Source organism: Stenotrophomonas sp. YAU14A_MKIMI4_1 (assembly GCF_003086855.1).
Taxonomy (GTDB): Bacteria; Pseudomonadota; Gammaproteobacteria; order Xanthomonadales; family Xanthomonadaceae; genus Stenotrophomonas.
Map to the genome: position 1 here is coordinate 1,104,579 of NZ_CP025998.1, position 25,965 is coordinate 1,130,543.

The window sequence follows — 25,965 nt, forward strand, 5'->3', positions numbered from 1 at the left end:
GCGGCTGGGCTGGACCCCGGAGGGGGGTTTACGGCGTCCCCCGCGGCCCCACCCCGCCCGGCCAAACGCGGCTGTTGCTGCCAATGCGGCCAGCCACGAGGGGCTGCGCCGTTCGCCGGCCACCCAACTGAATCGATTTCATCTGCAACTGTCATCGGGATCGTGTCTAATACGCGTCCCCACTGCTGCACCCCACACCCATGTCCCTGCATTCCCATGGCCCCGCGCCGTGCGACGACGCTGACGGCCACCTGGTCACCGCCGGTCCGCTGACCCCGCCGCCCGACAGCGCCGGCACCCCGGCCGACGACAAAGCACTTCGCCATTCCGTCGCCGAAGACGTGCAGGGCATGGTGCTGGCCATGCTGGTGGCCTCGCTGGGCCTGGCCATCTTCGCCAAGGGCGGGCTGATGATCGGCGGCATGGCCGGGGCAGCCTTCCTGCTGCACTACGCCATGGGCTGGAACTTCGGCCTGGTGTTCGTGCTGGTGAACCTGCCGTTCTACTGGGTGGCCGTGCGCCGCATGGGCTGGGAATTCACCCTGAAAACCTTCGCCGCAGTCACTGCCTGTGGCGTGCTGACCGACATCCTGCCGCGCTGGGCCGATTTCTCGCACATGGCACCGCTGTATTCGGCGCTGGTGGGCGGCGCGCTGTCCGGCCTGGGCATCCTGTTCTTCATCCGCCACCGGGCCAGCCTGGGCGGCATCGGCATCCTGGCGGTATACCTGCAGCGCACCCGCGGCTGGAGTGCCGGCAAGGTGCAGATGTCCTTCGATGCCTGTCTGATGGTGGCCGCGTTCTTCGTGCTGTCGCCGTCGAAGGTGATGTACTCGGCCATTGGTGCGGTGGTGCTCAGCCTGGTGCTGATGTTCAACCACCGCCCCGGTCGGTACATGGGCGTGTGACCGCACATACCACGTTCGCCGGGCATGGCCCGGCGCTACCGGAACCGCCGCGCGTTCGCCGGGCATGGCGTGGCGCTACCGGAACCGCCGCGCGTTCGCCGGGCATGGCCCGGCGCTACCGGAACCGCCGCGCGTTCGCCGGGCATGGCCCGGCGCTACCGGGACCGCCGCGCGTTTGCCGGGCATGGCCCGGCGCTACCGGAACCGCCGCGCGTTCGCCGGGCATGGCGTGGCGTTACCGGGACCGCCTCGTGGTAGCGCCGGGCCATGCCCGGCGGATCTGCATCAGCGGCCGGCCGCCTGCAGCCACGGCGGGGCCAGCTTCACCAGCCGCGCATGCACCGGGCAATCCTCGGCATGCGCACCGGGCAGGTAGCCCAGGCTCATCAGGAATTCGCCGGTGATCTCGCCGCCGGTGAAGCGGAACGTCTTCTTGAACAGCTTCACCCAGTCGGCCTTGCTGCGCGGGTGGTGCGCATCCAGCCACGCGGCGAAGCTGCCATGCTGCGCGCGCAGCTGCTGGATCACCTGCGCGTTGTGGATCGCGGCCAGCACTTTCAGCCGGTTGCGGATGATGCCGGTGTCCGACAGCAGGCGTTCGATGTCCTGCTCGGCATAGGCCGCCACGCGGTCCACGTCGAAGCCATCGTAGGCCGCACGGAAGCCCTCGCGCTTCTTCAGGATGGTTTCCCAGCTCAGCCCGGCCTGGTTGATCTCCAGCACCAGGCGTTCGAACAGTTCGCGTTCGTCGCGCTGCGGGAAGCCGTATTCATGGGCGTGGTAGTAATCGTGCACCGGATGGCCCGGGGCGATGAGGCAGTATCCGCTCATTTGCTGCGCCTTTTACCGAAGTCGTTGTTGTACTGCAGGGTGGTCGTCTGGTCATCCAGCAGGAACTCCGGCCAGCGGCTGTCCCGCAGCTGCAGACGGCCTTCACGCAGCGCCTGGTTGGCGGCCTCTGCGCCGAAGCGGATCTGCCCCACGTCCGTCCATTGTCCCTCGTCCAGGGTGTGCAGGTCGCACTGCGGACCCCATGCCCTTCGGATCTGGCACAGCAGCACGTCCGGCTGGCCGTCGCCGTCCAGATCGCGCTGCAGGGCAATGCAGCCCTCGTTGCTGGACAGGCACTCGGTGCTGTCCAGGTCATCCAGCACCGCCTGCCACCAGCTGTCTGGCGGCGATGTGCTGCCCTTGGCCAGGTGGATGCGCGCCTTCAGCGTGGCCAGATCGTGGACGCCTGCGTCCGCCAGGCTCTCCAGGCGATAGCCGTGCACCTTCTTGCCGCTCAGTTGCTGGGCAATGATGCTCGAGGCGCGGCGGTCGGCCTGGATGGCGGGGTCCTGCTGCAGCCTCCGCAGCGCTTCCACGCCTCTACGTCCACTGTGTTCGCGCAGGTAGTTGACGTCGCGCACCACTAGTTGCGCGGGGTTGCTGCGCAGCCGCTCGGCCAGACTGGCCGCGGCGATGCGCGCCGGGTCCAGTACCGGGGAATTGCCCAGTACCGCCACAGCGATCACCACCCAGCTCATCACCCGGTTCACCGGTTCCACGCCCTGCAGCCAGCGCTGCCCGGGCCGGACCACGGCCAGCGCGTAGCCCAGCGCGTAGCCGGCGGTGATCAGCGCGGCGGCCGTGGCCCAGAAACGATCAATGGTCCAGCCGTACTGGCCGATGCGCAGCGCCAGTGCGTACAACGCCAGTCCGGCGTAGATCGGCAACGTCAGCAGGCTGGCTTCCACCGCACGCCGCAGCAGGCGCGGGTAGGGCAGTTCACTGTCGCTGCGCTGGTACACGGCATTGACCAGGCAGATCAGCAGCAGCGCCAGGGTCAGCAGCTCCTTGGCTGGCGAACGGTGCCCTGCGCTGCTCATCAGCCCGGTGAAGGGCAGCGATACCACGAACAGCACGGCGATGAAGGCCAGCAATGGCAGCAACGCGCGGCAGATCGCGAACAGCACCTGGCGGGTGATCTGGATGGCGCGGTGCTGGGTGCGTCCGATCAGGACACCGAACCCGGCCAGGGTGCCGGTGGCCAGTGCCACGAAAGCGCGCTCGGCGAACAGTTGCTCGAAGAAGGTCACCCCTACCAGCGTGAACAGGGCGGCCCACAACCACAGCAGCATCCAGCCCAGGCCGGTGAACACCGCCGCCTGCAGCAGCACCAGCCCGTTCTGCCAGGCACGCTCGAACAGGGCGGCGTGGTCGGCGCGCCAGGACCCGTGCTGCAGCCGGAACTGCCACCAGGGCAGGGCCACGAAGGTCGCCACCGCCAGGCCCAATGCCAGCGGATCACGCAGCTCGGAAATCCAGATGCCTTCCATGCCGCGCAGGTTCCAACCCACCCAGCCGGCCAGCGCCATCACCAGCAGCGATGCCAAGGCGGCATGCAGCCACAGCCGGCGGTCCTTCAGGTCGACCAGGGTCAGGCCGAGCGCCGTGGGCACCGTCAGCACCCAGGCATTCCAGCCGTAGCGGCAGGCAATATCCTGGAAGGGCGTGGTGTCGTTCAGTTCCTGCGCGGCGTACAGCGCCAGACCCTGAAGCAGTGCGATCAATACGATCATGCTGCGCGTCGGCCACGCCAGTGGTGCGTCCTGTTGCATGGGGTTTCCTCCCTGGATGCGGCCATCCTAGACCATGCCTTCGCGCCCGCGTGCGGCCCCAGCGGGTAGAATGGCCGCCATGCCTGTAACGCCTACTTCCCTTGCCGACCACCTGCTCGTCGCGCTGCCGTCGCTGACCGACGCCACCTTCGCCCGTACCGTCGCCCTGATCTGCCAGCACGACGAGAACGGCGCCATGGGCGTGCTGGTCAACCAGCCGTCGGAGTACACGCTGGGCGAGGTGCTGGCGCAGATGGACATCGCCACCGGCGATGGCGAGCTGCAGGCGCGCATGGTGCTCAACGGTGGGCCGGTACACCCTGAACGCGGTTTCGTCATTCACGACGATGCCCGCGCCTGGGATTCCAGCCTGGCAGTGGGCAACGGTCTGTTCCTGACCACCTCGCGCGACATCCTGGAAGCCATGGCCCGCGGCGAAGGCCCGGCCAATGCGCTGGTCACCCTGGGCTGCGCCGGCTGGGGGGCAGGGCAGCTGGAAAGCGAACTGGCCGAGAACAGCTGGCTGACCGTGCCGGCCGATGCCGACGTGGTGTTCCAGCTGCCGCTGGAACAGCGCTGGCAGGGCGCGGCGGCGCGTATCGGCGTGGACCTGTTCCGCCTGACCGACTACAGCGGCCATGTCTGAGCCGGCCGTGATCCGCCGAGATGGCACCGTGCTCGGCTTCGATGTCGGCTCGCGACGGATTGGCGTGGCCATCGGCAGCGCGTTCGCCGCGCATGCTCGTGCGGTGGCCGTGGTCGATGTGCACGGCAACGGCCCGGACTGGGCCGCCGTGGAGCGCCTGATCAAGGAATGGAAGCCCGACGGCCTGGTGGTGGGCGATCCGCTCACCCTGGATGGCCAGGACCAACCCAACCGCAAGCGCGCGCAGGGCTTCGCCCGCCAGCTGCGGGAACGTTTCAAGCTGCCGGTGGTGATGATCGACGAGCGATCCAGCTCGGTCGAAGCCGCCCGCCGTTTCGCCGTCGAGCGCGCCGAAGGGCGCAAGCGCCGCCGTGATGCGGCCGCGCTGGATGCCGTGGCTGCGGCGGTGATCATCGACCGCTGGCTGTCGTCCCCCGACGACGCCATCCCCATTCCCTGACTGCACGACGCCTGCCATGACCGCCCAGCAACTCGATGCCTCCGGCCGCCTGCGCCACCTGTTGACCCTTGAAGGCCTTCCCCGCGAAACCCTGGTGCAGCTGCTCGACCGCGCGGGCCAGATCCGCGATGCGGCCGTTGGCCGGGTTGGCAACAAGCGGCAGGTGCTGGCCGGTTCGGCGGTCTGCACGCTGTTCTTCGAACCGTCCACCCGCACCCGCAGTTCGTTCCAGCTGGCGGCCCAGCGCCTGGGCGCCGACGTGCTGAATTTCGATGCCTCCACCTCTTCCACGCGCAAGGGCGAGACCGCCTGCGACACATTGAAGAACCTGGAAGCGATGGGCGTGCGCGGCTTCGTGGTGCGCCACCCCGACGATGGCGCGGTGGCCGCACTGGCCGCCGCGGCCGGCGAGGGCACCGCACTGGTGAACGCCGGCGATGGCCGCAGCTCGCACCCGACCCAGGGCCTGCTGGACATGCTGACCCTGCGCCAGGCCAAGGGCCCGGACTTCTCGAAGCTGAAGGTCGTGATCGTCGGCGACGTGAAGCACTCGCGCGTGGCCCGCACCGACCTGCACGCGCTGCGCACGCTGGGCGTGGGCGAGATCCGCGTGTGCGGCCCGCAGTCGCTGCTGCCGGACGATGAAACCCTGAAGGGCTGCGTGGTCGGCGACGACTTCGACACCATGCTGGAAGGCGCCGATGCGCTGATGATGCTGCGCCTGCAGCGCGAGCGCATGGAAGAAGGCCTGGTGCCGTCGCTGGAGCAGTACCACGCCCAGTACGGCCTGACCGCCGCACGCCTGGCCCGCGCCGGCAAGGACGCCGCCGTGCTGCACCCGGGCCCGATCAACCGCGGCGTGGAAGTGACCGACGAAGTGGCCGACGGCCCGCAGTCGTGGGTGCTGCGCCAGGTCGCCAACGGCGTGGCCGTACGCATGGCCGTGCTGGAAACCCTGCTGGGTTGATAGCGGTATTGGTGGGCACACACCCCGCTTTGGTAGGTGCCAACCTTGGTTGGCACACGCCCCGCTCTGGTAGGTGCCAACCTTGGTTGGCACACGCAGCGTTTTGGTAGGTGCCAACCTTGGTTGGCACTATTTGTCAGTGCCAGTGGTTCCCAGACAACCACTTGGCGATTCCAGCTCCCATTCGCACCACGCGTGTCGATATTGCCCGACCTGTGCCGCCAACCCAGCCCTGATCGGGTTACCCATCAGATACATCGCATGCCGGTACAGCGATCCATCAGATCGAATCGCGTGATCGTGATAGCCGCCCTGCCAAAAGCGCCCGATTCGTCCTAAGGATCGATTCACCTGTTGTGCCGTGCGCGACTTGAATCGCTTCATCACCGTTTCAAGTGTTCCTGCGCGCAGTTCGACCAGCCAATGAATGTGGTCGGGCATGACCACGTAGGCAATGGAACGGGTGAAGCCTTCCTGATCGAGGCGCTGGAATTCGCGGACCGCCAGCTCCGCAGCAGCATCGCTGGCAAGCAATGGAGCGCGGCCATGCACAACGGTGGTGAGGATGTAGCTGAGGCCGATGCTGGAATGACGGCCGAGCAGAAGTCGAGCGCTGTTCATGGAGGCAAGCATGGGCGGGCCTGCCTGCGGTGAATATCGGGGAATGACTTGGCTTCGGGTAAGCGTGTGCCAACCAAGGTTGGCACCTACCAGAGCGGTGCGTGTGCCAACCAAGGTTGGCACCTACCAGAGCGGTGCGTGTGCCAACCAAGGTTGGCACCTACCAGAGCGGTGCGTGTGCCAACCAAGGTTGGCACCTACCAGGGCGGTGCGTGTGCCAACCAAGGTTGGCACCTACCGGAGCGTCAGCGCTTCTGCGCGAACAGCCAGGCCCACATGGCGGGGTCGGCGTAGGTGGCGTCCCAGGCGTTGTGGTTGCCGTCGGGGTATTCGGTGTAGCGTACGTCGCGCGCGCCGGCGGCCTGGAAGGCGGCGTGCAGTCTGCGGTCGTCGGCCGGGGGCACGACGTCGTCCAGCGCGCCGTGGAAGATCCAGATCGGCGTGCGCTGCAGGCGCTGGGCGATGGCCGCGTAGGGATCGGCTTCGTGTGCGACCTGTTCGACGAACAGGGTCGGGCGCACCGCGCGTGGGGCCAGCACGGCGCCGCACACCGGCACGATGGCGGCGAAGCGCTGCGGGTCGTCCAGGGCGATGTTCCAGCCGCCGTAGCCGCCCATCGACATGCCGGTGAGGTACTGGCGCGCGGGATCGGCGCCGAACTCGGCTACGGTCGCATCCAGTGCGGCGATGGCGACGCGGTTGTTGTGGCCGCTCCATTCCTGGTCGCCGGGCACCTGCGGGAACACGGCCAGCGCCGGGAAATCCGCCGCATGGCGGCGCAGATGCGGGCCCAGCCCTGCGTGGGTCGGCTTCACCCCGTCGCCGCCGCGTTCGCCCGAGCCGTGCAGGAACAGCACCACCGGCAGCGGACCGGCGGCGCGTGCGCGGTCGGCGGGAATGAATACCTGGTAGTAGGCGGTCTGCCCATCCACCTTCACCGCGCGCGACTCGAAATGCCCGCGCGCGCTGTCCGGCGTGCTGGCGCAGGCACCCAGCATCAGTACGGCCAGCAGCGGCAGCCAGCGCAGGAACGGACGAGCCATGACGTTTCCCCAAGGTTTGGAAGCGTTTTCATGGTAATCGGCCGCCCAGCGCCGGGCATCGTGCAGCGCATCACTGCGGGCGCGGCGCGCTGGCGATGATGGCCAGTTGTTCCTGTGCTTCGGCATTGCCGGCCGCAGCCGCGGCCTGTACTTGCGCCAGGTCGGGGTGCATCACCACCAGCAGCGGGTTCTCGCACACCGGGCAGTCGTACTCGGTGGCGTCTTCGTCCAGTTCCATCACCATCGCGCGCGAGCTGCCTTTCCACTCGCATGCCGCGCAGGTGTGCATCTGTTCGCGCCAGCCGGGCTGGAAGTAGTTGTCGATCGTGGTGGCCATGGGCTTTGGGGAAAAGAGAGGTAGGAGGACGCGGCAAGGGGTCAGAGCCCTGCTGCGCAGGGATCTGACCCCGTGCGGGTCAGTGCAGCAGGATGAGGGTGGCCAGGCCGAGGAAGCTGAAGAAACCCATCACGTCAGTCACTGCGGTCACCACCACGGTGCCGGCCACGGCCGGGTCGACGTTCATGCGCTTGAGCAGCAGCGGCAGCAGCACCCCGGCCAGTGCGGCGGCCAGGAAGTTGATGATCAGCGCCAGGGTGATCACCAACGACAGCAGCAGACTGTGGAACCACAGGAAGGCGATGACGCCGACCAGCAGGCCGATCAGGGTGCCGTTGATCAACGCGACGCGCGCTTCCTTCCACAGCAGGATGCGGGCGTTGCTCTGGCCCACCTGGCCCAGGGCGATGCCGCGCACCATCAAGGTCAGCACCTGCACGGCGGCATTGCCGCCCACGCCGGCCACGATCGGCATCAGCACGGCCAGCGCCACGACCTTCTGCAGGGTCAGTTCGAACTGGCCGATCACGCTGGCGGCCAGGAAGGCCGTGCACAGGTTGATGCCCAGCCAGACCACGCGGCCGCGCACGGCACGCTTGATGGGCGAGAACAGATCCTCTTCCTCGTCCAGACCGGCGGCGCCCAGCGCCTGGTGCTCGGCCTGCGAACGGATGATGTCCACCACGTCATCGATGGTGATGCGGCCGAGCAGGATGTTGTTGTCGTCCACCACGGGCGCGGAGACCCAGTCATGGTCGGAGAACTGCCGCGCCACTTCCTGGTCGCTTTCACCAACATCGATGGCCGGCTGTTCGTCATCGATCAGCCGGTTGATGGGGGTGGTGTCTTCGTGGGTGACCAGCGCGGCCAGCGAAACGCGGCCCAGATACTGGTGGCGGCGGCTGACCACGAACAGATGGTCGGTGTGGTCGGGCAGTTCACCGCGCAGGCGCAGGTAGCGCAGCACCACGTCCACGTTGACGTCGGCGCGCACGGTCACCACGTCCGGGTTCATCAGGCGGCCGGCGCTGTCTTCGGGGTAGGACAGCACCTGTTCCAGGCGCTCGCGGTTCTCGCGGTCCATCGACTTGAGCACTTCGTCGATGACCGTATCGGGCAGATCCTCGACCAGGTCGGCCAGATCGTCGATGTCCAGGTCTTCGACCGCGGCGATGATTTCGTCCGGGTCCATGTCCGCGAGCAGGCTCTCGCGCACTTCCTCACCGACGTGGACCAGCACCTCGCCGTCGTCTTCCGGGTCGACCAGACCCCACACCACTTCGCGCTTGCCCGGCGGCAGCGATTCCAGCAGGTTGCCGATCTCGGCCGGCGCCAGGGTGTTGACCAGGCGGCGCACCGGCCCCAGCCGGCCGCTGTCCAGCGCATCGGACAACAGGCGCAGTTGGCGCGCAGTCTTGTCGTGGCGTACAGCTTCGGCCATCGCAGCTCCCGCGGGAAGAGAAAAGCCGCGATCCCGGCAAGGATGCGGCAACAGGGGTGTTCAGCGCGTCATTATCGCAAGCCGATGTTTCAACGCATAGCCGCCGGGCATGGCCCGGCGCTACCGGGGACGCATTGTGGTGGTAGCGCCGGGCCGCGCCCGGCGAGCGCGTAGCGCGGCAGTCAGGGTGTCTCGGCCACCAGGGCCAGCCAGCGTTCGATGCCGCGGCGATCGCGTGCGGCCAGCAGCTTCGGTGCGCGTGCGCGCAGGGTGGCCAGATCGCTTTCGCGGATCGCGCGGCGGACTTCCAGCAGGGTGCCGGGGTGCAGGCTGAACTCGGTCAGGCCCAGTGCCAGCAGCAGCGGCGTCATGCGTGCGTCGCCGGCGATCTCGCCGCACACCGCCACCGGAATGCGATGGCGTGCGCCGGTGTCGATCACCAGCTGCAGCAGGCGTACCACGGCCGGATGCAGCGGCGAGTACAACTCGCCCAGCGCTTCGTTGTTGCGGTCGGCGGCCAGCAGGTACTGGACCAGATCGTTGGTGCCGATCGACAGGAAATCCACCAGGTCGATGAAGCTTTCCAGCGCCAGCGCGGCGGCGGGCACTTCGATCATCGCCCCCAGCGGCACATGATCGGCCACCGCATGGCCTTCGGCGCGCAGTTGTTCGGCCAGCTTCAGCAGGCGCCGGCGCACCGCCAGCAGTTCCTCGCGGGTGCTGACCATGGGCACCAGCACGCGCAGCTTGCCGTAGGCCGAGGCGCGCAGGATCGCGCGCAGCTGGGTGTCGGACACCTTCGGCCGGGCCAGCGACAGGCGCACGCCGCGCAGGCCCAGCGCTGGGTTCTCTTCGTTGCTGAGGGTCAGGCCGGTACGGTCGGCCTTGTCCGCGCCCAGGTCCAGGGTGCGGATGGTGACCGGACGCCCGCTCATGCCCAGGGCGGCATCGCGGTAGGTCTGGAACTGTTCTTCTTCGTCGGGCAGTTCGTTGCGCTGCAGGAACAGGAATTCGGTGCGGTACAGGCCCAGGCCCTGCGCGCCGAGCGCGTGTGCCTGGGTCACGTCTTCCAGCGATTCGGCATTGGCCAGCAGGGCGATGTCGACCTGGTCACGGGTGCGGCTGGGCTTGCTGCGCAGGCGGCCGAGTTCGCGCTGTTCGCGCGCGTGTTCCTTCAGCCGTACGCGGTAATCGCGCAGGTTGTCGGCCTGCGGGTTCACGGTGATGCTGCCGTCGGCGCCGTCGATGATCAGCACATCGCCGTCGGCCACCCGGCCCAGCACCTGCGGCACGTTCACGATCAGCGGCAGGTGCAGGCTGCGGGCCAGGATCGCGCTGTGCGACAGCGCGCTGCCGGCGGCGGTGACAATGCCGACCACGCCCTGGGCCTGCAGCTGGGCCAGTTCGGACGGTGCGATGTTGTCGCAGACCAGGATTTCCCCGGCCAGGCCCTTCACCACCGGCGCGCGGTCGGGTTGCAGGAAGGCGTGGATGCGGCCGATCACATGGTCCAGATCGTCCATGCGGCTCTTCAGATAGGCATCGTCCATGCCATCGAAGACCTTGGCCAGGCGGTCACGCTGCAGGCGCAGTGCGTAGCCGGCGCTGTAGGGGCCGCTGCGGATCAGTTCGTCCAGCCCGAACAGCAGCTCCGGGTCATCCAGCAGCAGGGCGTGCAGGTCCAGGAATTCGCCCACTTCCTGGTTCAGCGCGCCGTGCAGGCGCTGGCGCAGGTCGTGCATCTCGGTGCGCGCCGCTTCCACGGCGCGGTGCAGGCGTGCCAGCTCGGCCGGTACCTGCTGCGGGGCCACGCGCTGTTCGGCGATTTCCAGCGCATGCGGCAGGCGCACGCGCGCACGGCCCAGCGCTGTACCGCGTGCGGCGCCGTGGCCGGACAACAGCTGCACCGGCCGTTGGCCGGAAGGCAGTTGCCCGGCACGTGCGCGCGGCACGCTCAGCTGTCCTCGTCGAAGCGGCGCTCGAACAGGTCAACCACCGCGTCCATGGCAGCCGCCTCGTCTTCGCCGGTGATGCGGATGGTGACGGGCGTGCCCTGGCCGGCGGCCAGCAGCATGACGCCCATGATGCTCTTGGCGTTGATCTCACGGCCCTTGGCGGCCATGGTCACGTTGCAGCGGAAGGGCGCCAGGGTCTGCACCAGCTTGGCGGTGGCCCGGGCATGCAGGCCCAGGCGGTTGCTGACTGTGAGTTCTCGTTCAAGCATCGTCGACTATCGCTCCATTGCGGGTGCCCGCCGCCGCAGTGGCGGGCAGTTGATCCAGTGCCTGTTCCGGATAATTCATCACCCGCAGCAACATCGGCAGGCTCAGCGCCGACACCCGGCGGACCGGGGTTCCCAGCCGGGCCAGCTGCCCGGCAAGGTTGGCAGGGCTGGCGCCGTACAGGTCGGTCAGGATCAGCACGCCTTCACCACCATCGACCCGGCGCAAGGCAGCCGAGGCAAGCGGGAGAAGGGCATCCAGGTCTGCGTCGAACGGTACTTCGAAAGCTTCGGTTTTCAGCGGCAATTGCCGCAGGAGCCGGGTCGCCACGTCAAGCAGGGCGGTCCCGACCCCGGGGTGTGTTACGAGGAGAATGCCACAGGTCATTACTGCACGTTAACAGGTCAGGGTGAACGGGCGATAGCAGCAGGAGAGGGGCACTGTGTCCCGTATTCAGTGTTGCCGGGGTCGGATCCCTTTTCCACGGGAAAAGGGCTGTGACCGCATCGTGTCGACCAAGGTCGACACCTACCAACGGCGCACGACGTGTCGACCAAGGTCGACACCTACCAACGGCGCACGACGTGTCGATCAAGGTCGACACCTACCAACGGCGCACGACGTGTCGACCAAGGTCGACACCTACCAACAGCGCAGGGGCTGGCCGCCTCGTCAATCCTGTTCGCGGTGGTAGGTGGCCACGTCGTCCCAGCCCATTTCGCGGGCGTGCCGGGCCATGCGCTCGGCCAGGAACACCGAGCGGTGCTTGCCGCCGGTGCAGCCGAAGGCCACCGTCACGTAGCTGCGCGTGCCATCGCCCAGCTTCGGCAGCCAGGTGTCCAGGAAGTCCATCAGCTGGGTCAGGTAGCGCTGCACGTCCGGCTGCGCCTCCAGGTAATCGCGTACGCCCGGCTCGCGGCCGCTCAGGGCGCGCAGGTCCGGGTCCCAGTGCGGGTTGGGCAGCACGCGCGCATCGAACACGAAGTCGGCCTCGGCCGGCACGCCGCGCTTGTAGGCGAACGATTCGAACAGCAGCGACAGGCGCGTGGCATGGCCCAGCGCAAATTCGGTGATGATGCGGCGGCGCAGCTGGTGCACGTTCAGGGCGCTGGTATCGACCACGGCATCGGCCTCGCGGCGCAGCGGCGCCACCAGTTCGCGTTCGCGGGCGATCGCTTCCGGCAGTGACAGGCCCAGCTGGCTCAGCGGATGGCGCCGGCGCGTGTCGGCGTAGCGCTTGAGCATGGTTTCGTCGCTGGCCTCGAAGAACAGCACCTTCACCTGCACGCCCGCATCGGTGGCCTGCTGGCGCCAATCGGACAGCTGGCTCAGGTCGCTCTGCCCGCGCACGTCGATGCCGACCGCCAGCCGCCGCGGCGCTGCGCCGTCGTGGTTGTCCAGCACGCTGCGTACGAAATCCGGCAGCAGCCGGATCGGCAGGTTGTCCGAACAGTAGTAGTCCTGGTCTTCGAAGGTCTTCAGGGCGACGGATTTACCCGAGCCGGACAGGCCGCTGACGATGATCAGGGTCGGGGCGGTGGGGGAGGCGGTGCTCATGGACAGGCTCTTTGCAGTGGGCTCAGGGTGTTCGCCGTTCCAGCAGGTTGCTGTGGCGGGCGATGAACATCGCCGCCGGGTCGATACCCTTGGTACGTAGAATGTGCAGCCGGGTGGCCGCCTCGGTCAGCACCGACAGATTGCGGCCGGGCATCACCGGCAGGGTGATCAGTGGCACGTCCAGGTCCAGCACATGGCGGGTACCGGAATCGCCGGTCAGGCGTTCGTAGCCATGCGGGGTGGGCTCGGTCATCGGCTTGGTCAGGTGCACGATCAGGCGAAGGTACTTGTTCTTCTTTACCGCCGTATCACCGAACATCTCGCGCACGTTCAGCACGCCCAGGCCGCGCACTTCCAGCAGGTCCTGCAGCAGCTCGGGGCAGGTGCCATCGAGCACGTCGGGGGCGATCTGGGTGAACTCGGGGGCATCGTCGGCCACCAGGCGGTGGCCACGGCTGAGCAGTTCCAGCGCCAGTTCACTCTTGCCCGAACCGGCCTCGCCGGTGATCAGCACGCCGATCGAATAGATTTCCATGAACACGCCGTGCAGGATCACCCGCGGTGCCAGCGTGCGTGCCAGGTGGTAGGACAGGTGGTTCAGCAGTTCATGGCCGCGCTTGGGCGACACCCACAGCGGGGTGCCGGATTCATCGGCGGCCGCGCGCAGGTCTTCCGGGCAGGGCTGGTTGCGGGTGATGACCAGCGCCAGCGGGTGCGAATGCATGATCTTTTCGATCGTTTCCCAGCGCTGCCGCGGTTCCAGCGCGTCCAGCCAGGACAGTTCCTCGGTGCCCAGGATCTGCACCTTGTTCGGGTAGATCGCATTGAGGTAACCGGCCAGCGAGGGGCGCCGGGACACCGTGTTGCCGGCTTCCAGTTCGCGCTTCTCGCCGGACTGGCCGGCAACCCAGCGCAGCGCCAGCCGCTCGCGCTGCTGTTCGAACAGTTCACGTGCGGTGATGCTGGTATTCATGCGGCGCTCGCCGAAGGGGGAAGGTCCAGGGCCATGCGCAGGCTGCGCGCGTCGCCGGCCTCGCGCAGGGCCTGGCGGATGGCCGGCGAAGAGAACAGTTCGGCCAGCTCGGACAGCAGCATCAGGTGCTGGTGGGTGTAGTGGGCGGGCACGGCCATGGCGAACACCAGGTCCACCGGGGCGTCGCCGCCGAAATCGATGGGGGTGGCCAGCCGCAGCAGGGCGCCGCGGGGCCGGTCCAGCGCGGGCGCGCGCCCGTGCGGAATGGCGATGCCCTCGCCGATGCAGGTGCTGCCCAGCGCTTCGCGCTGGCACAGGTTCTGGTAGATCTGCTCGGCATTGGCCTGGCGGCAGGCCAGCAGGCCGGCGGCGGTCTGCAGGACGCTGTCGCGGTCGGTGGCCGTGCAGAGCTGGGTCTGCACGGCCGCCAGAAGGTCAGTCAGGGGCATGTCTGCGGGGAACGGTGGCGATCAGCCGCCATTGTCGCCCACCGGCAGCGGTGCGTGCTGCTGTTTTTTCTCCTTGTGCTTGATCACCAGGCGGTCAAGCTTGTCCGCCAGCAGATCGATCGCGGCGTACATGGTCTGGCCGTTGGCCTCGGCATGCAGGGTCTGGCCGGGAATATTGAGGCTGGCGTCGACGTGGTGTTCGGTCTTCTGCAGCTTGAGGGTTACCCGCGCTTCGCAGTGCTGGTCGAAGTGCTTGCCGATCCGGGCCAGCTTGTCCTCCACATAGGACTGCAGGGCCGGGGTGACTTCGACATCTTTGCCAAACGTTTCGATGCGCATCGGGTTTCTCCTGTGTTCGGATGTGCCAATGAACCTCTCCGCCGGGCGCGGCGGCGCGTCAAGCCATTCTGACCCTTTCGTGCGAGGCGGAGATGTTCATGGCCTCACGATACTTCGCTACGGTGCGGCGCGCTACCGGGATTCCCGACGTTTTCAACAGGTCAGCCAGCTTGGCGTCAGAAAGCGGCTTGCGCGGGTTCTCGTCATCGATCAGGCGCCGGATCATGGCTTGGATGGCGGTGCTGGAGGCTTCGCCACCGCCATCGGTGTCGATGCCGGAGGCAAAGAAGGCACGCAGCGGCAGGGTGCCGCGCGGCGTGCGCACGTGCTTGCGGGCGATGGCACGCGAGACGGTGGATTCGTGCAGGCCGAGTTCGCCGGCGATCTCGCGCAGGGTCAGCGGTCGTAGGGCCTGTTCGCCGAATTCAAGGAATCCGGCCTGCTGCTGGATCAGGCAGCGCACCACGCGCAGCAGGGTTTCGCCGCGGGCCTGCAGGCCCTTCAACAACCAGCGTGCTTCCTGCAGTTGGCTGCGCAGGTAGCCGGCATCGGCATCACCGCAGCGGCGGATCATCTGTTCGTAGCCACGGTGGATCATCACCTTGGGCCCGGCATGGGCAGCCAGCGCCGCGCGCCAGACGCCGCCCTGCCGCCACACCACCACATCGGGCACCACGTAGGTGTCCTGCGAAAGCGGGGCGATCTGCGTGCCGGGGCGCGGGTCGAGCGAGCGCAGCAGGGCTACGGCGGTCTCGACCTCGGCCAGCGGTTGTTTCAGTTCCTGTGCGATGCCGGCCACGCCGCTGCGCGGCAGCCGTTCCAGCGGGCCGGCGGCAATCTGCCGGGCCAGCGCCTGGCCAGGCGTGTCGGCCGGCAGCACCGCAAGCTGCAGCTGCAGGCATTCGCCCAGCGAACGCGCGGCCACGCCCACCGGATCGAAGCGCTGGATCTGGTGCAGCACGGTGAGGATTTCGTCTTCGCCGGCATGGATGGCCGGCAACAGGGTTTCGGCGATGGTGGCCAGCGGTTCGCGCAGGTAGCCATCGTCTTCCAGCGCATCGATCAGGGCCGCGCCGATGCTGCGATCGCGCAGCGACAGGTGCGAAAGATGCAGCTGCCACAGCAGGTGGTCGGCCAGTGTTTCAGTCTCGGCCACGCGCTCGGCAGCGCTGCCGGTGTCGTCATCGTCGTCGAAGCTGCCGCTGCTGCCGGCACTGCTCCAGTCCAGTTCCGCCGGCGCCCAGTCGTCGCCGCCGTTCTCACCGGCATCGGCGGTGGGCGGCGCTTCGTTGTCGGCGCCGCCGTCCTGTTCGCTGCCCGCGGCCGCATCATCGCCTTCGGCCCAGTCCAGCAACGGGTTGCTTTCCACCGCCTGGGCGATTTCCAGCTCCAGCTCGGTGCTGGACATCTGCAGCAGCTTGATCGCCTGCTGCAGCTGCGGTGTCAGCACCAGGTGCTGTCCCAACGATGTCTGCAGCCGAGTCTTCATGCCTGTGCCGAACGGAGGGGAGTGGGCCCGGCGGCCGCCTTACAGCTTGAAGGAATCTCCAAGGTAGACGCGACGCACGTCTGCGTTGTCCAGGATCGCCTCGGGCGAGCCCTGGGCCAGCACGGTGCCCTCTGCGAGGATATACGCGCGGTCGCAGATTCCCAAGGTTTCGCGCACATTGTGGTCGGTGATGAGCACGCCGATGCCCCGCTGCTTCAGGTGGGTGACGATGCGCTGGATTTCGCCCACCGAGATCGGGTCGACGCCGGCGAACGGTTCATCCAGCAGGATCAGGCGCGGCTTGGCGGCCAGCGCGCGGGCGATCTCGCAGCGGCGGCGCTCGCCGCCGGACAGGCTGGCGCCCAGCTGTTCGGACACATGGCCCAGCTGCAGTTCGTCCAGCAGGCTGTTCAGTTCGCGCTCGCGGCCGGCCGAATCCAGATCGTCGCGCAGTTCCAGCACCAGGCGCAGGTTGTCGGCCACGGTCAGCTTGCGGAACACCGACGGTTCCTGCGGCAGGTAGCCCACGCCCTGCTTGGCACGGGTATACATGGGGTCGTCGGTGATGTCCTGGCCGTCCAGCACGATGCTGCCGGCATCGGCCGCGACCAGGCCCACGATCATGTAGAAGCAGGTGGTCTTGCCGGCGCCGTTGGGGCCGAGCAGGCCCACCACTTCACCGGCGTCCAGGGTCAGGCCGAAATCCTTGACCACTTCGCGCTGCTTGTAGCGCTTGCGCAGGCCCTTGGCGACGAGCATTACTTCTTGCTCCCGGCCGGCGCGGCCGGCGTCTTGTTCTTGGGCGGAATGACCGTGCGCACGCGGCTGCCGTCGCCGCCGGAATTCATCTCGCCGCTCTTCATGTTGTAGACCATGCGCTGGCCGGCGTTGGTGCCGCGCGCGCTGGTGACCTTGTAGTTGCCGGTCAGGGTGACGGTATCGCTCTTGACGTCGTAGTCGATGTTGTCGGCCACCGCATCGACCCAGGTGCCGTCATCCAGCTGCTGCTTCATCTTGGCCTGCTTGCCGGTGAACACGGCGCGGACCGCTTCGCCGTCCTTCATGTAGATCTCGGCCTGGGCCGAGCGCAGGTCCAGGGTGCCCTGGGTGATCACCACGCCCTGCGACAGGGTGGTCTTGCCGTCGCCGGTCAGCGAACCGGACTGCGCACCGGCGTCGATGTGCATGTCTTCGTTGCGGTCGCTGGATTTGGCGAAGGCGGCGCTGGGGACAAGAAGACCAAGCGCGAGCACGGCTGCAAAGGGAATCTTCATCGGGGTCCGTTCTACCGGTGGGAGGCGCCCGGGGGTAACCGGGCGGCCGGGTGGGTGCTGCTGGCCCTGCGCCTGTCGGGAAGACGTCGCGGGCCGGCGGCGGAATCAGCGCTTGGGCGTGTAGCGGCCCTTGGACTGGCTGAGGAAATGATACGTGTTGTTCTTCGAATCCACTTCAAAGCCCACGCCGGACTGTTCCATGCCCGGGCGGGTCATGGTGACCAGCGCGTCGGTGCGCGCACGGTTCTCTTTCGGGAACACGTCCAGGTGGTCGGTGCGGAAGGTGGTGGGCACTACGCCGGGGGCGACCGGGCTGTCGCCGGCCACGTTGCCGCGCAGCTTCATCTCATCGCCCTTGGCGCTGAGCCAGCCGGTTTCGGCGCGCAGCGTCCAGTGCCGGCCCTCGGCATCGGGCATTTCAAACAGCGGCGTGGCGATGTTGATGGTCTGGTCGCCACGCTGGCGTTCCAGCAGGGGCGCGCGCAGGGTGGTCGATTCCTTGCCCTGGTCGTCCAGGGCCACGATCTGGAAATCGTGCAGGATGTAATCCACGCCTGCGTCCTGGCCTTCGCTCACCGGGCCCTTGTCGCGGTTGCGCAGGGCGGCCCAGCTGCTCAGCAGCGCCGCCAGCAGCAGGCCGACGCCGAGCACGGTACGCCAGTTCACGCGTGCGGTATTCATGCGCCGAACCTTGCAAGCACGGCGTCCACATGGCCCTGCGCGGCCAGCAGCACGTCGCACAGCTCGCGCGCGGCGCCACGGCCGCCCTCGCTGCGGGTCTGCCAGTGGGCGCGTTCGGCGATCCACGGGTGCGCATTGGCCGGGGCCACGGCCAGGCCGACCGCGCCGATCGGGGCCAGGTCGGGCAGGTCATCGCCCATGAAGGCCACCTGGTCCAGGCCGATGCCATGCTGGGCGCACAAGGCCTGCACGCTGGCCAGCTTGTCGCCCACGGCGATCTGGGTGTCAATGCCCAGGTCGGCGCCGCGCTTGAGCGCGGACTGGCTGTTGCGCGCGGTGATGAGCACGGGGTGGATACCGTGCTGCTGCAGCAGTTTCAGGCCCAGACCATCCTGCACGAAGTACGCCTTGCTCTCGTTGCCGTCCTTGTCGTAGTACAGCCGACCGTCGGTGAGGGTACCGTCCACGTCGAAGCAGGCCAGGCGGATGCGGGCCGCGGTGGCAAGCAGATGGGCGGGGAAGGCGGGCAGGGGGGACCAGGGCATCAGGGTGTCGGACTCGGTGTTGGTATCTGAATGGGGTCTACGGACTATTGGTTAAACCACCCGGGCCCGCAACAGGTCATGAATGTTCAGCGCGCCGACGGCCCGGCCCTGCTCATCGACCACGATCAGGCCGTTGATCTTGTGGGTTTCCATCAGGCGCGCCGCTTCCACGGCCAGCTGGTCGGCACCGATGGTGCGCGGGCTGCGGGTCATGATGTCGACGATGCGGGCGGTGCGCACGTCCAGCGCGCTGTCCAGCGCGCGGCGCAGGTCGCCGTCGGTGAACAGGCCGATCAGCACGCCCTGGGCATCGACCACGGCGGTCATCCCCAGCCGCTTGCGACTCATCTCCATCAGGGCTTCGCTCAGGCTGGCGCCAGCGTCCACCTTGGGCAGGTCCTCGCCGCTGTGCATCACATCGGTAATGTGCAGCAGCAGGCGGCGGCCCAGGCTGCCGGCCGGGTGCGAGCGGGCGAAGTCGTCGGCGGTGAAGCCGCGCGCGTCAAGCAGCGCCACGGCCAGCGCATCGCCCATCACCAGCGAGGCGGTGGTGCTGGAGGTGGGTGCCAGGGCCAGCGGACAGGCTTCGGCCGGCACGCTCACGTCCAGGTGGATGTCGGCGGCGCTGGCCAGGCTGGACTGGGCGCGGCCGGTCATGGCGATCAGGGTGTTGCCCTGGCGCTTGAGCACCGGCAGCAGCATCAGGATCTCGTCCGATTCGCCTGAATAGGACAGGGCCAGCACCACATCGTCCTCGGTGATCATGCCCAGGTCGCCGTGGCCGGCTTCACCCGGGTGCACGTAGAACGCCGGGGTGCCGGTGGAGGCCAGGGTGGCGGCGATCTTGCGGGCGATATGCCCGGACTTGCCCATGCCGGTGGCGACCACGCGGCCGCGGCTGCCCAGGATGGTCTGGCAGGCCTGCTGGAAGGCCTCGCCCAGGCGCCCGGCCACGGCCTGCAGGGCCTGCTGTTCGATCTCGAACACGCGCTGGCCACTGGCCACCAGGGCAGCGGGATCGACGGAACGGGAGGGCAGGGGGGACTCGGCCATGCGGACGCCACGCAGCGGAAGTAGAATGAGGGCTCATTTTATTAGGAAAGCCCGTTGGACGCCGACACCATCCGCAACCTGATCGAAACCGGCCTGCCCGGCGCCCGCGCCGACGTGCGTGGCGACGACGGCGTGCACTTCGAAGCGACCGTGGTCAGCGAGGCCTTTGCCGGCAAGATGCCGCTGGCCCGCCACCGGATGGTCTATGCCACCCTGGGCGACCTGATGGGCGGCGCGATCCACGCGCTGGCGCTGAAAACCGTGACCCCGGCCGAAGCCGGCTGAACCGCAGAAGATTCCCTATACATGGCCAAGATCGTTGTGACCGGCGGCGCTGCGCTGCACGGTGAAGTGAGCATCTCCGGCGCCAAGAACGCCGTCCTCCCCATCCTCTGTGCAACCCTGCTGGCCGACGAGCCGGTGGAGATCACCAACGTGCCGCACCTGCACGATGTGGTCACCACGGTGAAGCTGCTGGGCGAGCTGGGCGCCAAGGTCACCATCGACCAGGGCACGCTGTCGCGCGGCAGCGCGATCGTGGTCGACCCGCGTTCGGTGAACCAGCACGTGGCACCGTATGAGCTGGTCAAGACCATGCGCGCCTCGATCCTGGTGCTGGGCCCGCTGCTGGCCCGCTTCGGCGCCGCCGAAGTGTCGCTGCCGGGTGGCTGCGCGATCGGTTCGCGCCCGGTGGACCAGCACATCAAGGGCCTGCAGGCGCTGGGTGCGGACATCGTGGTGGAGAACGGCTTCATCAAGGCCACCGCCAAGCGCCTGAAGGGTGGCCACTTCACCTTCGACATGGTCAGCGTGACCGGCACCGAGAACGTGCTGATGGCGGCCGTGCTGGCGGAAGGCACCACCATCCTGGACAACGCCGCGATGGAACCGGAAGTGACCGACCTGGCGCACTGCCTGATCGCGCTGGGCGCGAAGATCGAAGGCGTCGGCACCGCCCGCCTGGTGATCGAAGGCGTCGAGCGTCTGACCGGTGGCCGCCATGAAGTGCTGCCCGACCGCATCGAGACCGGCACCTTCCTGGTGGCCGCGGCGATGACCGGTGGCAAGGTGACGGTGAACCGTGCGCGCCCCAACACCATGGATGCGGTGCTGTCCAAGCTGGTGGAAGCCGGTGCGAAGATCGAGACCACCGAGGATTCGATCACCCTGGACATGCAGGGCAAGCGGCCGAAGGCTGTGAACCTGACCACCGCGCCGTACCCGGCGTTCCCGACCGACATGCAGGCCCAGTTCATGGCCCTGAACTGCGTGGCCGACGGCGTGGGCGTGATCAATGAAACGATCTTCGAGAACCGTTTCATGCACGTCAACGAACTGCTGCGCCTGGGCGCGGACATCCAGATCGAAGGCCACACCGCCATCGTGCGTGGCGCCGAGCGCCTGAGCGGTGCACCGGTGATGGCCACCGACCTGCGTGCGTCGGCGTCGCTGATCCTGGCCGGCCTGATGGCCGATGGCGATACCACCATCGACCGTATCTACCACCTGGACCGCGGCTACGAAAACATCGAAGAGAAGCTGTCTTCGCTGGGCGCCACCATCCGGCGCGTGACCGCATGATCCTGCGCGGCAGGTTCACCCGCCGCCGCAAGGCGCTGCTGGCCCTGGTGCTGCTGGCGCTGGCGTGGCTGGGCTATGCCTGGTACGCCAACCTGGCCATCACCAAGGGCATCGAGCAGAAGGACATGGACTGGAACGGTGACGGCACGGTGACCCGTGACGAGATCATCCAGTCGTTCTACGCGGTGGCGGTGAATGACAGCCAGGACGGCAACCGGCACTGCCGCACGTTCGTCTGGCGCGGCACCGGTGAGCAGATCCGCGTGGACTGCCGCACCGAGTTCAAGCCGGCCGCGGCCGAGGAAAAGAAATAAGAAAACGCCCGCGCAAGCGGGCGTTTTTCTGTGTGGATGGGGTCAGGGCGCCAGGGGTCGGATCCCTTTCCATCGGAAAGGGCTCCGACCCCATCCACGCAACCGGGGTCGGAGCCCTTCCCGTTGGGAAGGGATCCGACCCCAGGCGGTCAATTCATCGCCTTGATGGTCAGGTCCAGCGCGTCGCGGCCGCTTTCCTTCTGCAGCATGCGCGCCGGCACCGGGAATTCCGGCACGATCCAGGCGATCAGTTCCTTGTTGCCGTCCACGCGCGAGACCTTGGTGGCCTGGTAGCTCTTGCCGCCCACGGTCACCGCTTCCTTGCCCACGATCTTGTAGGTCATGTTCTTGATGCGGCCTTCGTCCACCATGCGGTAGGTCAGCGGCTTGCCGGCGGCCAGGTCACGGGCGATGGCCAGGTTGATCAGCAGTGCGTCCATGTCGCCGGCCTTCAGCGCGATGGGGCCGGCGCGGTCGGGCTTGATATCGCCGGTCCAGGTAGCCTGGTTGCTGCTCCAGTTGTAGTTGGCCTGCACGTTGCGCTTTTTCACCAGCAGCGCCGAACGGTCCTGGCTGCTGAGCGGACGCAGCTGCCCGCGCACTTCCTCGAACACCGTGCTCTGGCTCAGGTCGGCCAGCTGGTTCTTCACGTTCAGGCTGTAACGCCACTTGTTGGCGCCTTCGCTGGCCAGGGTCATGGTGCCGTTGGCCTGCATGCCCATGTAGCTGGCCAGGTAGTCGGCCTTGAACGGCTGCAGCGCCATGGCCGGCAGGCTGGCGACGGACAGCGCGGCCGCGGCGATCCAGGTCAGGGGGCGGGTCAGGGTCTTCATGCTCACACTCCTTGGTATTCGATCAGGCGCAGGTCCACGCGGTCCTCGCCATCTTCGCGTTGCAGGATGCGCACCGGCGTGGGGACACCGTTGGCGATCCAGAGAATGGTTTCGTTGCTGCCGCCGTTGGTGCGGAACACCCGCAGCGCGTTGTAGGACAGATCGCCGACGGCCACGTTCTCGGTTTCGGCGGCGGCCTGGTAGTCGTGCTGGCGCACCCGGCCCATGTCGACATAGCGGTAATGCATGGTCGCGCCCGGGCGGGCGTCGCGCATGATCGCCAGGTTGATCAGCAGGGCACTCTGGTCACCGGCCTGCAGCGGAATGGGCTGGGCGCGGTCTTTCTTCACATCGCCGCTCCACTGCGCGGTGCCGGCCTGCCAGTTGTAGGTGCCGACGGCCTTCTTGCCCAGGAACAGGCCCTTGCGCACCGTACTCTGGCTGAGCGGTGCATAGGCGCCGGCGCGTTCCTCGAACACGGTGCTCTGTTCGATGTTCAGCCCCAGCACGCTGGCAAAGCCGCGTCGGCCGACCACCTGCATGTCCACCCGCCACTGGTTGCCGCCGGTGTGGGTGACCTGCATGGTGGCATCGCCAGCCTCTTTGCCCTTGTAGAAGGCTTGGTAGGTGGCGCTGAACGGCTGCAGCGGCGGCGGTTCCCAAGCCAGTGCGGGCGGCATGGGCACCGCCGGCGCGGCGGGTACGGCGACAGGCGCATCCGGGGGCGTGGCCTGTCCCCAGGCCGCGCAGGCGAGCACAGCAATCGGCAGCAGCAGGAATTTGCGCAACAACGGCGTGGTCTTCATGGCGGGCAGGAACCGCAGGAGGGGGCAGGATGCCAGCCCCGCAGTCAGCAGGGCGTGTGCACGGGGTTACCGGTTCAGGTTCCCGGCGGAATCTAGGGCCAGTGGGCTAAACAGGGGGTGACCGTCGAACTGCGGCTGCCCCTGCCGTTCAGCCAGGCGCCCCTGGCACAGCAGCGACAGGGTGGCGATCAGCAGCGGGTGCTCCACCGCCAGCACCCGCGTGGCCAGGGTCTGCGCGTCATCGCCGGCCAGCACCGGCACCCGTGCCTGGGCCAACACCGCGCCGGCGTCCAACTCGGGCACCACGAAGTGCACGCTGGCCCCGGCTTCGGCATCGCCCGCTTCCAGCGCGCGGGCATGGGTGTGCAGGCCCTTGTACAGCGGCAGCAGCGAGGGATGGATGTTGACCAGGCGACCACTGAAGCGCTGTACGAAATCGGCGCCGAGAATGCGCATGTAGCCGGCGCAGACGATCCAGTCCGGCGTGAACGCGGCCAGGGCATCGCCCAGCGCGGCATCGAACGCGGCGCGGTCGGTGAAGTCCTTGGGCGAACGCGCCCAGCGCTGCGCCGGCGCCACGTTCAGCAGCGCGGCCGCGTCGGGCTTGTCCGACAGCACCGCCACCACCTGCGCGTCCAGCCGGCCCGCGGCGATGGCGTCCAGGATGGCCTGCAGGTTGCTGCCCCGGCCCGAGGCGAGTACGGCAATGCGTGCGGTCATGCGACGACGGCGCTACCGGGGGCGGCGAACCGTGCAGACACGTCCGGGCGCAGCAGCACCACCAGGGCGTACACGCCCAGGCCGATGCCCAGCGCGCCGCCCAGGCAGGCGGCGCCGGATGCGACCAGGCAGAGGGTGCGCCGCTGCCGGTCACCCAGTGCGCGCGCGGCCACCAGGCTGAGCACGGCGAACGCGCCTATGACCACGGCGAAACCGGAAAACACCACCGCCAGCAGCGCCGGCGAGGCATTCGGGTCGGTGCTGCGGCTTTCGCTTACGTAGCCGCCCACCGCGCCCAGCAGGAGCAGCAGGCACAGCAGCACCTGCACGCCGCCATAGACGTAGAACAGGATCTTCAGCGTATGCAGGTGGCCGTTGATCTGGATGTCGGTCCAACCACGGGGAGCGTTCAGCGGGGGCGGTACGGCGGCCATGGCGGTCTCAGCGGCGGGTGGGGGCGTTGGCTTCGAAGGCGGCCTTCACCTGCGGCCGCAGCAGCACGATCAGGGTGAACACGCCCAGCACGGTGCCGAACGGGGTGAACAGGCAGGACACGCCGGCCACCACCAGGCACAGCAGATAGCGGCGGCGCTGCTGCAGGCAGCGCCCGGCCCAGGCGATGCACGCCGCCAGCGCCAGGCCGCAGGACACGATGCCGCCGCCCATGACGATGAACATCCAGCCCATGAAGCGCTGTTCCTGCAGCGAGCTGGGCTGGCCGTTGGAGTTCATCGGCAGGGTGCCGTTGAGCATCAGCACGCCCATCACGATGTGGAACACGAAGATCAGCGCGAACACTGCCGCCAGCCCCGCCACCACGTAGTGGAAGATCGACAGCAGCCGCAGGTGGTTGCTGTCCTCGGCGGTGAGCACCGGCGCCGCGGGGGCGGGCGCTGGCGGCGGCAGGTCGTTGGCGGTAGGGGGCAGTGCGTCCATGCGGGCTCCTTTGTGCCGGATCAGCCGATGCGGACGCGTTCTGCGCCGGCAGCGGGGGTGACCTGGCCGATGGTCCAGTGCTGCAGGCCCTGTGCCTGCACGGCGGCGGACACGGCGGCGACCTGGTCGGGGGCAACGATCAGCACGAAGCCGATGCCGCAGTTGAAGGTGCGCCACATTTCGCTGTCCACCACGGCGCCTTCCTTCTGCAGCCACTGGAACACCGGCGGCAGGGTCCAGGACGAGGCCTGGATATCCAGGCCCAGGCCTTCGGGCACCACGCGGATGATGTTCTCGGTCAGGCCGCCACCGGTGATGTGGGCCATGCCGTGGATCGCCTCGCCATGCGATTTCAGCAGCGACAGGATCGGCTTCACGTACAGGCGGGTCGGCGCCATCAGCGCATCGACCAGCTTCACGCCATCTTCCAGCACCAGGTCGGCCGGCTGGCCGGCGCGGTCATAGATGCGGCGCACCAGCGAATAGCCGTTGGAGTGCGGGCCGGACGAGGCGATGCCGATCAACACGTCGCCGGCGGCCACGCTGGCGCCATCCTTCAGTTCGCTCTTTTCCACGGCGGCCACGGTGAAGCCGGCCAGATCGTATTCGCCCGGGGCATACATGTCGGGCATTTCAGCGGTTTCGCCGCCGATCAGCGCGCAGCCGGCCTCGGTGCAGCCGTTGGCAATGCCGCCCACCACCGCCGCAGCGGTGTCGATGTCCAGCTTGCCGGTGGCGAAATAGTCCAGGAAGAACAGCGGTTCGGCGCCCTGCACCAGCACGTCGTTCACGCACATGGCCACCAGGTCGATGCCGATCGTATCGTGGCGGTTCAGCTGGTGGGCCAGCTTAAGCTTGGTGCCCACGCCGTCGGTGCCCGACACCAGCACCGGTTCGCGGTACTTGTTGGACAGGTCGAACAGGGCGCCGAAGCCACCCAGGCCGCCCATCACTTCCGGGCGGAAGCTGCGCTTGACCAGGGGCTTGATCCGCTCGACCAGCTCGTTGCCGGCGTCGATGTCGACACCCGCATCACGGTAGGTGAGGGGGGAAGGGGCGGAAGACGGGGTGTTGGTCACGGGCGTCGGCGCTGGCAGGGGTTGAACGGGCGATTTTAACAGGCCGGATTGGCGCACAGGCCGTATTCGGGCAACAATTCCCCCCGGA

General features: G+C 67.9%; 32 protein-coding genes. 7 read left to right on the top strand and 25 right to left on the bottom strand.

What is annotated here, in order from left to right; translation table 11 throughout:
* The first annotated feature begins 200 nt into the window (after positions 1–200).
* On the top strand, positions 201–908 hold the full coding sequence (locus tag C1931_RS05025) for a YitT family protein (RefSeq protein WP_108748787.1): 708 nt from the start codon (positions 201–203) through the stop codon (positions 906–908).
* A 285-nt stretch (positions 909–1,193) separates the two neighbouring features.
* On the opposite strand, the gene C1931_RS05030 is transcribed toward C1931_RS05025, so the two are convergent.
* On the bottom strand, positions 1,194–1,739 hold the full coding sequence (locus C1931_RS05030) for a DNA-3-methyladenine glycosylase I (RefSeq protein ID WP_108755579.1): 546 nt from the start codon (positions 1,737–1,739) through the stop codon (positions 1,194–1,196).
* A complete protein-coding gene (locus C1931_RS05035) occupies positions 1,736–3,472 on the bottom strand; it encodes a DUF4153 domain-containing protein (protein ID WP_234412904.1) in 1,737 nt (578 codons plus the stop codon). The genes C1931_RS05030 and C1931_RS05035 overlap by 4 nt, the downstream gene beginning before the upstream one ends.
* A 118-nt stretch (positions 3,473–3,590) precedes the next feature.
* On the opposite strand from C1931_RS05035, the gene C1931_RS05040 reads away from it, so the two are divergent.
* From C1931_RS05040 to C1931_RS05050, 3 genes are read left to right on the top strand one after another with little or no spacing between them, the layout of a single operon-like run.
* Positions 3,591–4,157, top strand: coding sequence for a YqgE/AlgH family protein (locus tag C1931_RS05040; protein WP_108757657.1), 567 nt, complete (start codon positions 3,591–3,593; stop codon positions 4,155–4,157).
* The gene (gene ruvX / locus C1931_RS05045; RefSeq protein ID WP_108748791.1) at positions 4,150–4,617 is read left to right on the top strand and encodes a Holliday junction resolvase RuvX; all 468 of its coding nucleotides are present in this window, start codon (positions 4,150–4,152) and stop codon (positions 4,615–4,617) included. The genes C1931_RS05040 and ruvX overlap by 8 nt, the downstream gene beginning before the upstream one ends.
* A 16-nt stretch (positions 4,618–4,633) precedes the next feature.
* Positions 4,634–5,584, top strand: a complete 951-nt coding sequence (locus C1931_RS05050) for an aspartate carbamoyltransferase catalytic subunit (protein WP_108755581.1) — start codon at positions 4,634–4,636, stop codon at positions 5,582–5,584.
* A 129-nt stretch (positions 5,585–5,713) separates the two neighbouring features.
* On the opposite strand, the gene C1931_RS05055 is transcribed toward C1931_RS05050, so the two are convergent.
* The 17 genes from C1931_RS05055 to C1931_RS05135 form a co-directional block, all read right to left on the bottom strand.
* Entirely contained in the window at positions 5,714–6,205 is a 492-nt protein-coding gene (locus tag C1931_RS05055; protein ID WP_108757658.1) for a transposase, read from the bottom strand.
* Positions 6,206–6,450: 245 nt separating this feature from the next.
* Positions 6,451–7,248 carry a prolyl oligopeptidase family serine peptidase gene (locus C1931_RS05060; RefSeq protein ID WP_108755582.1) on the bottom strand — a complete coding sequence of 266 codons (798 nt, stop codon included), beginning with the start codon at positions 7,246–7,248 and terminating at the stop codon, positions 6,451–6,453.
* A 70-nt stretch (positions 7,249–7,318) separates the two neighbouring features.
* Complete coding sequence (locus tag C1931_RS05065) at positions 7,319–7,585, bottom strand: hypothetical protein (RefSeq protein ID WP_108748795.1); 267 nt, start codon at positions 7,583–7,585, stop codon at positions 7,319–7,321.
* A 79-nt stretch (positions 7,586–7,664) separates the two neighbouring features.
* Positions 7,665–9,026, bottom strand: a complete 1,362-nt coding sequence (mgtE, locus tag C1931_RS05070; RefSeq protein WP_108748796.1) for a magnesium transporter — start codon at positions 9,024–9,026, stop codon at positions 7,665–7,667.
* A gap of 182 nt (positions 9,027–9,208) precedes the next feature.
* Positions 9,209–10,978: a phosphoenolpyruvate--protein phosphotransferase gene (gene ptsP / locus C1931_RS05075; protein ID WP_108755583.1), complete on the bottom strand. Its 1,770-nt coding sequence runs from the start codon at positions 10,976–10,978 to the stop codon at positions 9,209–9,211.
* A gap of 2 nt (positions 10,979–10,980) precedes the next feature.
* Positions 10,981–11,250 (bottom strand): HPr family phosphocarrier protein, encoded by a 270-nt coding sequence (locus tag C1931_RS05080; RefSeq protein WP_108748798.1) that lies wholly within the window; start codon positions 11,248–11,250, stop codon positions 10,981–10,983.
* Positions 11,243–11,635, bottom strand: coding sequence for a PTS fructose IIA subunit family protein (locus tag C1931_RS05085; protein WP_108748799.1), 393 nt, complete (start codon positions 11,633–11,635; stop codon positions 11,243–11,245). Before C1931_RS05085 ends, C1931_RS05080 begins: the two co-directional genes overlap by 8 nt.
* A gap of 285 nt (positions 11,636–11,920) precedes the next feature.
* Positions 11,921–12,805, bottom strand: coding sequence for an RNase adapter RapZ (gene rapZ / locus C1931_RS05090; RefSeq protein ID WP_164274231.1), 885 nt, complete (start codon positions 12,803–12,805; stop codon positions 11,921–11,923).
* Between the two features lie 22 nt (positions 12,806–12,827).
* Positions 12,828–13,778 carry an HPr(Ser) kinase/phosphatase gene (gene hprK / locus C1931_RS05095; protein WP_108748800.1) on the bottom strand — a complete coding sequence of 317 codons (951 nt, stop codon included), beginning with the start codon at positions 13,776–13,778 and terminating at the stop codon, positions 12,828–12,830.
* Positions 13,775–14,227, bottom strand: coding sequence for a PTS sugar transporter subunit IIA (locus C1931_RS05100; RefSeq protein WP_108755584.1), 453 nt, complete (start codon positions 14,225–14,227; stop codon positions 13,775–13,777). Before C1931_RS05100 ends, hprK begins: the two co-directional genes overlap by 4 nt.
* Positions 14,228–14,248: 21 nt before the next feature.
* The gene (raiA, locus tag C1931_RS05105; protein WP_108748802.1) at positions 14,249–14,566 is read right to left on the bottom strand and encodes a ribosome-associated translation inhibitor RaiA; all 318 of its coding nucleotides are present in this window, start codon (positions 14,564–14,566) and stop codon (positions 14,249–14,251) included.
* 58 nt (positions 14,567–14,624) lie between these two features.
* Positions 14,625–16,055, bottom strand: coding sequence for an RNA polymerase factor sigma-54 (locus C1931_RS05110; protein ID WP_108755585.1), 1,431 nt, complete (start codon positions 16,053–16,055; stop codon positions 14,625–14,627).
* Positions 16,056–16,094: 39 nt separating this feature from the next.
* Complete coding sequence (gene lptB / locus C1931_RS05115) at positions 16,095–16,814, bottom strand: LPS export ABC transporter ATP-binding protein (RefSeq protein ID WP_108748804.1); 720 nt, start codon at positions 16,812–16,814, stop codon at positions 16,095–16,097.
* Complete coding sequence (gene lptA, locus C1931_RS05120) at positions 16,814–17,329, bottom strand: lipopolysaccharide transport periplasmic protein LptA (protein WP_108748805.1); 516 nt, start codon at positions 17,327–17,329, stop codon at positions 16,814–16,816. The genes lptB and lptA overlap by 1 nt, the downstream gene beginning before the upstream one ends.
* 105 nt (positions 17,330–17,434) lie before the next feature.
* A complete protein-coding gene (lptC, locus tag C1931_RS05125) occupies positions 17,435–18,010 on the bottom strand; it encodes an LPS export ABC transporter periplasmic protein LptC (protein WP_108755586.1) in 576 nt (191 codons plus the stop codon).
* Positions 18,007–18,555 (bottom strand): HAD hydrolase family protein, encoded by a 549-nt coding sequence (locus C1931_RS05130; protein WP_108752380.1) that lies wholly within the window; start codon positions 18,553–18,555, stop codon positions 18,007–18,009. Before C1931_RS05130 ends, lptC begins: the two co-directional genes overlap by 4 nt.
* A gap of 51 nt (positions 18,556–18,606) precedes the next feature.
* Positions 18,607–19,608, bottom strand: a complete 1,002-nt coding sequence (locus tag C1931_RS05135) for a KpsF/GutQ family sugar-phosphate isomerase (protein WP_108755587.1) — start codon at positions 19,606–19,608, stop codon at positions 18,607–18,609.
* Between the two features lie 54 nt (positions 19,609–19,662).
* Between C1931_RS05135 and C1931_RS05140 the strand changes: the two genes are divergently transcribed.
* Genes C1931_RS05140 through C1931_RS05150 form a run of 3 tightly spaced genes read left to right on the top strand, consistent with a single transcriptional unit; the run spans position 19,663 to position 21,503 of the window.
* A complete protein-coding gene (locus C1931_RS05140) occupies positions 19,663–19,893 on the top strand; it encodes a BolA family protein (protein ID WP_108748809.1) in 231 nt (76 codons plus the stop codon).
* Between the two features lie 21 nt (positions 19,894–19,914).
* Positions 19,915–21,189 (top strand): UDP-N-acetylglucosamine 1-carboxyvinyltransferase, encoded by a 1,275-nt coding sequence (murA, locus tag C1931_RS05145; protein WP_108755588.1) that lies wholly within the window; start codon positions 19,915–19,917, stop codon positions 21,187–21,189.
* On the top strand, positions 21,186–21,503 hold the full coding sequence (locus C1931_RS05150; protein ID WP_108748811.1) for a hypothetical protein: 318 nt from the start codon (positions 21,186–21,188) through the stop codon (positions 21,501–21,503). Before murA ends, C1931_RS05150 begins: the two co-directional genes overlap by 4 nt.
* A gap of 149 nt (positions 21,504–21,652) precedes the next feature.
* Here the strand turns inward: C1931_RS05150 and C1931_RS05155 are convergent, their stop codons facing one another.
* The 6 genes from C1931_RS05155 to purM all read right to left on the bottom strand — a co-directional run bounded on the left by C1931_RS05155 (position 21,653) and on the right by purM (position 25,877).
* Positions 21,653–22,336, bottom strand: coding sequence for a DUF3108 domain-containing protein (locus C1931_RS05155; protein ID WP_108748812.1), 684 nt, complete (start codon positions 22,334–22,336; stop codon positions 21,653–21,655).
* 2 nt (positions 22,337–22,338) lie between these two features.
* A complete protein-coding gene (locus C1931_RS05160; RefSeq protein WP_108748813.1) occupies positions 22,339–23,142 on the bottom strand; it encodes a DUF3108 domain-containing protein in 804 nt (267 codons plus the stop codon).
* A 66-nt stretch (positions 23,143–23,208) separates the two neighbouring features.
* Complete coding sequence (purN, locus tag C1931_RS05165) at positions 23,209–23,862, bottom strand: phosphoribosylglycinamide formyltransferase (RefSeq protein ID WP_108755589.1); 654 nt, start codon at positions 23,860–23,862, stop codon at positions 23,209–23,211.
* On the bottom strand, positions 23,859–24,296 hold the full coding sequence (locus tag C1931_RS05170; RefSeq protein ID WP_108755590.1) for a hypothetical protein: 438 nt from the start codon (positions 24,294–24,296) through the stop codon (positions 23,859–23,861). The genes purN and C1931_RS05170 overlap by 4 nt, the downstream gene beginning before the upstream one ends.
* 7 nt (positions 24,297–24,303) lie before the next feature.
* The gene (locus C1931_RS05175; RefSeq protein WP_108755591.1) at positions 24,304–24,798 is read right to left on the bottom strand and encodes a hypothetical protein; all 495 of its coding nucleotides are present in this window, start codon (positions 24,796–24,798) and stop codon (positions 24,304–24,306) included.
* 20 nt (positions 24,799–24,818) lie between these two features.
* On the bottom strand, positions 24,819–25,877 hold the full coding sequence (gene purM, locus C1931_RS05180; protein ID WP_108748817.1) for a phosphoribosylformylglycinamidine cyclo-ligase: 1,059 nt from the start codon (positions 25,875–25,877) through the stop codon (positions 24,819–24,821).
* Positions 25,878–25,965: the final 88 nt, after the last annotated feature.

Coding starts and splice junctions, on each gene's coding strand:
- C1931_RS05025 (WP_108748787.1), top strand. CDS start 201: ATGTCCCTGCATTCCCATGGCCCCGCGCCGTGCGACGACGCTGACGGC.
- C1931_RS05030 (WP_108755579.1), bottom strand. CDS start 1,739: ATGAGCGGATACTGCCTCATCGCCCCGGGCCATCCGGTGCACGATTAC.
- C1931_RS05035 (WP_234412904.1), bottom strand. CDS start 3,472: ATGATCGTATTGATCGCACTGCTTCAGGGTCTGGCGCTGTACGCCGCG.
- C1931_RS05040 (WP_108757657.1), top strand. CDS start 3,591: ATGCCTGTAACGCCTACTTCCCTTGCCGACCACCTGCTCGTCGCGCTG.
- ruvX (WP_108748791.1), top strand. CDS start 4,150: ATGTCTGAGCCGGCCGTGATCCGCCGAGATGGCACCGTGCTCGGCTTC.
- C1931_RS05050 (WP_108755581.1), top strand. CDS start 4,634: ATGACCGCCCAGCAACTCGATGCCTCCGGCCGCCTGCGCCACCTGTTG.
- C1931_RS05055 (WP_108757658.1), bottom strand. CDS start 6,205: ATGAACAGCGCTCGACTTCTGCTCGGCCGTCATTCCAGCATCGGCCTC.
- C1931_RS05060 (WP_108755582.1), bottom strand. CDS start 7,248: ATGGCTCGTCCGTTCCTGCGCTGGCTGCCGCTGCTGGCCGTACTGATG.
- C1931_RS05065 (WP_108748795.1), bottom strand. CDS start 7,585: ATGGCCACCACGATCGACAACTACTTCCAGCCCGGCTGGCGCGAACAG.
- mgtE (WP_108748796.1), bottom strand. CDS start 9,026: ATGGCCGAAGCTGTACGCCACGACAAGACTGCGCGCCAACTGCGCCTG.
- C1931_RS05080 (WP_108748798.1), bottom strand. CDS start 11,250: ATGCTTGAACGAGAACTCACAGTCAGCAACCGCCTGGGCCTGCATGCC.
- C1931_RS05085 (WP_108748799.1), bottom strand. CDS start 11,635: ATGACCTGTGGCATTCTCCTCGTAACACACCCCGGGGTCGGGACCGCC.
- rapZ (WP_164274231.1), bottom strand. CDS start 12,805: ATGAGCACCGCCTCCCCCACCGCCCCGACCCTGATCATCGTCAGCGGC.
- hprK (WP_108748800.1), bottom strand. CDS start 13,778: ATGAATACCAGCATCACCGCACGTGAACTGTTCGAACAGCAGCGCGAG.
- C1931_RS05100 (WP_108755584.1), bottom strand. CDS start 14,227: ATGCCCCTGACTGACCTTCTGGCGGCCGTGCAGACCCAGCTCTGCACG.
- raiA (WP_108748802.1), bottom strand. CDS start 14,566: ATGCGCATCGAAACGTTTGGCAAAGATGTCGAAGTCACCCCGGCCCTG.
- C1931_RS05110 (WP_108755585.1), bottom strand. CDS start 16,055: ATGAAGACTCGGCTGCAGACATCGTTGGGACAGCACCTGGTGCTGACA.
- lptB (WP_108748804.1), bottom strand. CDS start 16,814: ATGCTCGTCGCCAAGGGCCTGCGCAAGCGCTACAAGCAGCGCGAAGTG.
- lptA (WP_108748805.1), bottom strand. CDS start 17,329: ATGAAGATTCCCTTTGCAGCCGTGCTCGCGCTTGGTCTTCTTGTCCCC.
- lptC (WP_108755586.1), bottom strand. CDS start 18,010: ATGAATACCGCACGCGTGAACTGGCGTACCGTGCTCGGCGTCGGCCTG.
- C1931_RS05130 (WP_108752380.1), bottom strand. CDS start 18,555: ATGCCCTGGTCCCCCCTGCCCGCCTTCCCCGCCCATCTGCTTGCCACC.
- C1931_RS05135 (WP_108755587.1), bottom strand. CDS start 19,608: ATGGCCGAGTCCCCCCTGCCCTCCCGTTCCGTCGATCCCGCTGCCCTG.
- murA (WP_108755588.1), top strand. CDS start 19,915: ATGGCCAAGATCGTTGTGACCGGCGGCGCTGCGCTGCACGGTGAAGTG.
- C1931_RS05150 (WP_108748811.1), top strand. CDS start 21,186: ATGATCCTGCGCGGCAGGTTCACCCGCCGCCGCAAGGCGCTGCTGGCC.
- C1931_RS05155 (WP_108748812.1), bottom strand. CDS start 22,336: ATGAAGACCCTGACCCGCCCCCTGACCTGGATCGCCGCGGCCGCGCTG.
- C1931_RS05160 (WP_108748813.1), bottom strand. CDS start 23,142: ATGAAGACCACGCCGTTGTTGCGCAAATTCCTGCTGCTGCCGATTGCT.
- purN (WP_108755589.1), bottom strand. CDS start 23,862: ATGACCGCACGCATTGCCGTACTCGCCTCGGGCCGGGGCAGCAACCTG.
- C1931_RS05170 (WP_108755590.1), bottom strand. CDS start 24,296: ATGGCCGCCGTACCGCCCCCGCTGAACGCTCCCCGTGGTTGGACCGAC.
- C1931_RS05175 (WP_108755591.1), bottom strand. CDS start 24,798: ATGGACGCACTGCCCCCTACCGCCAACGACCTGCCGCCGCCAGCGCCC.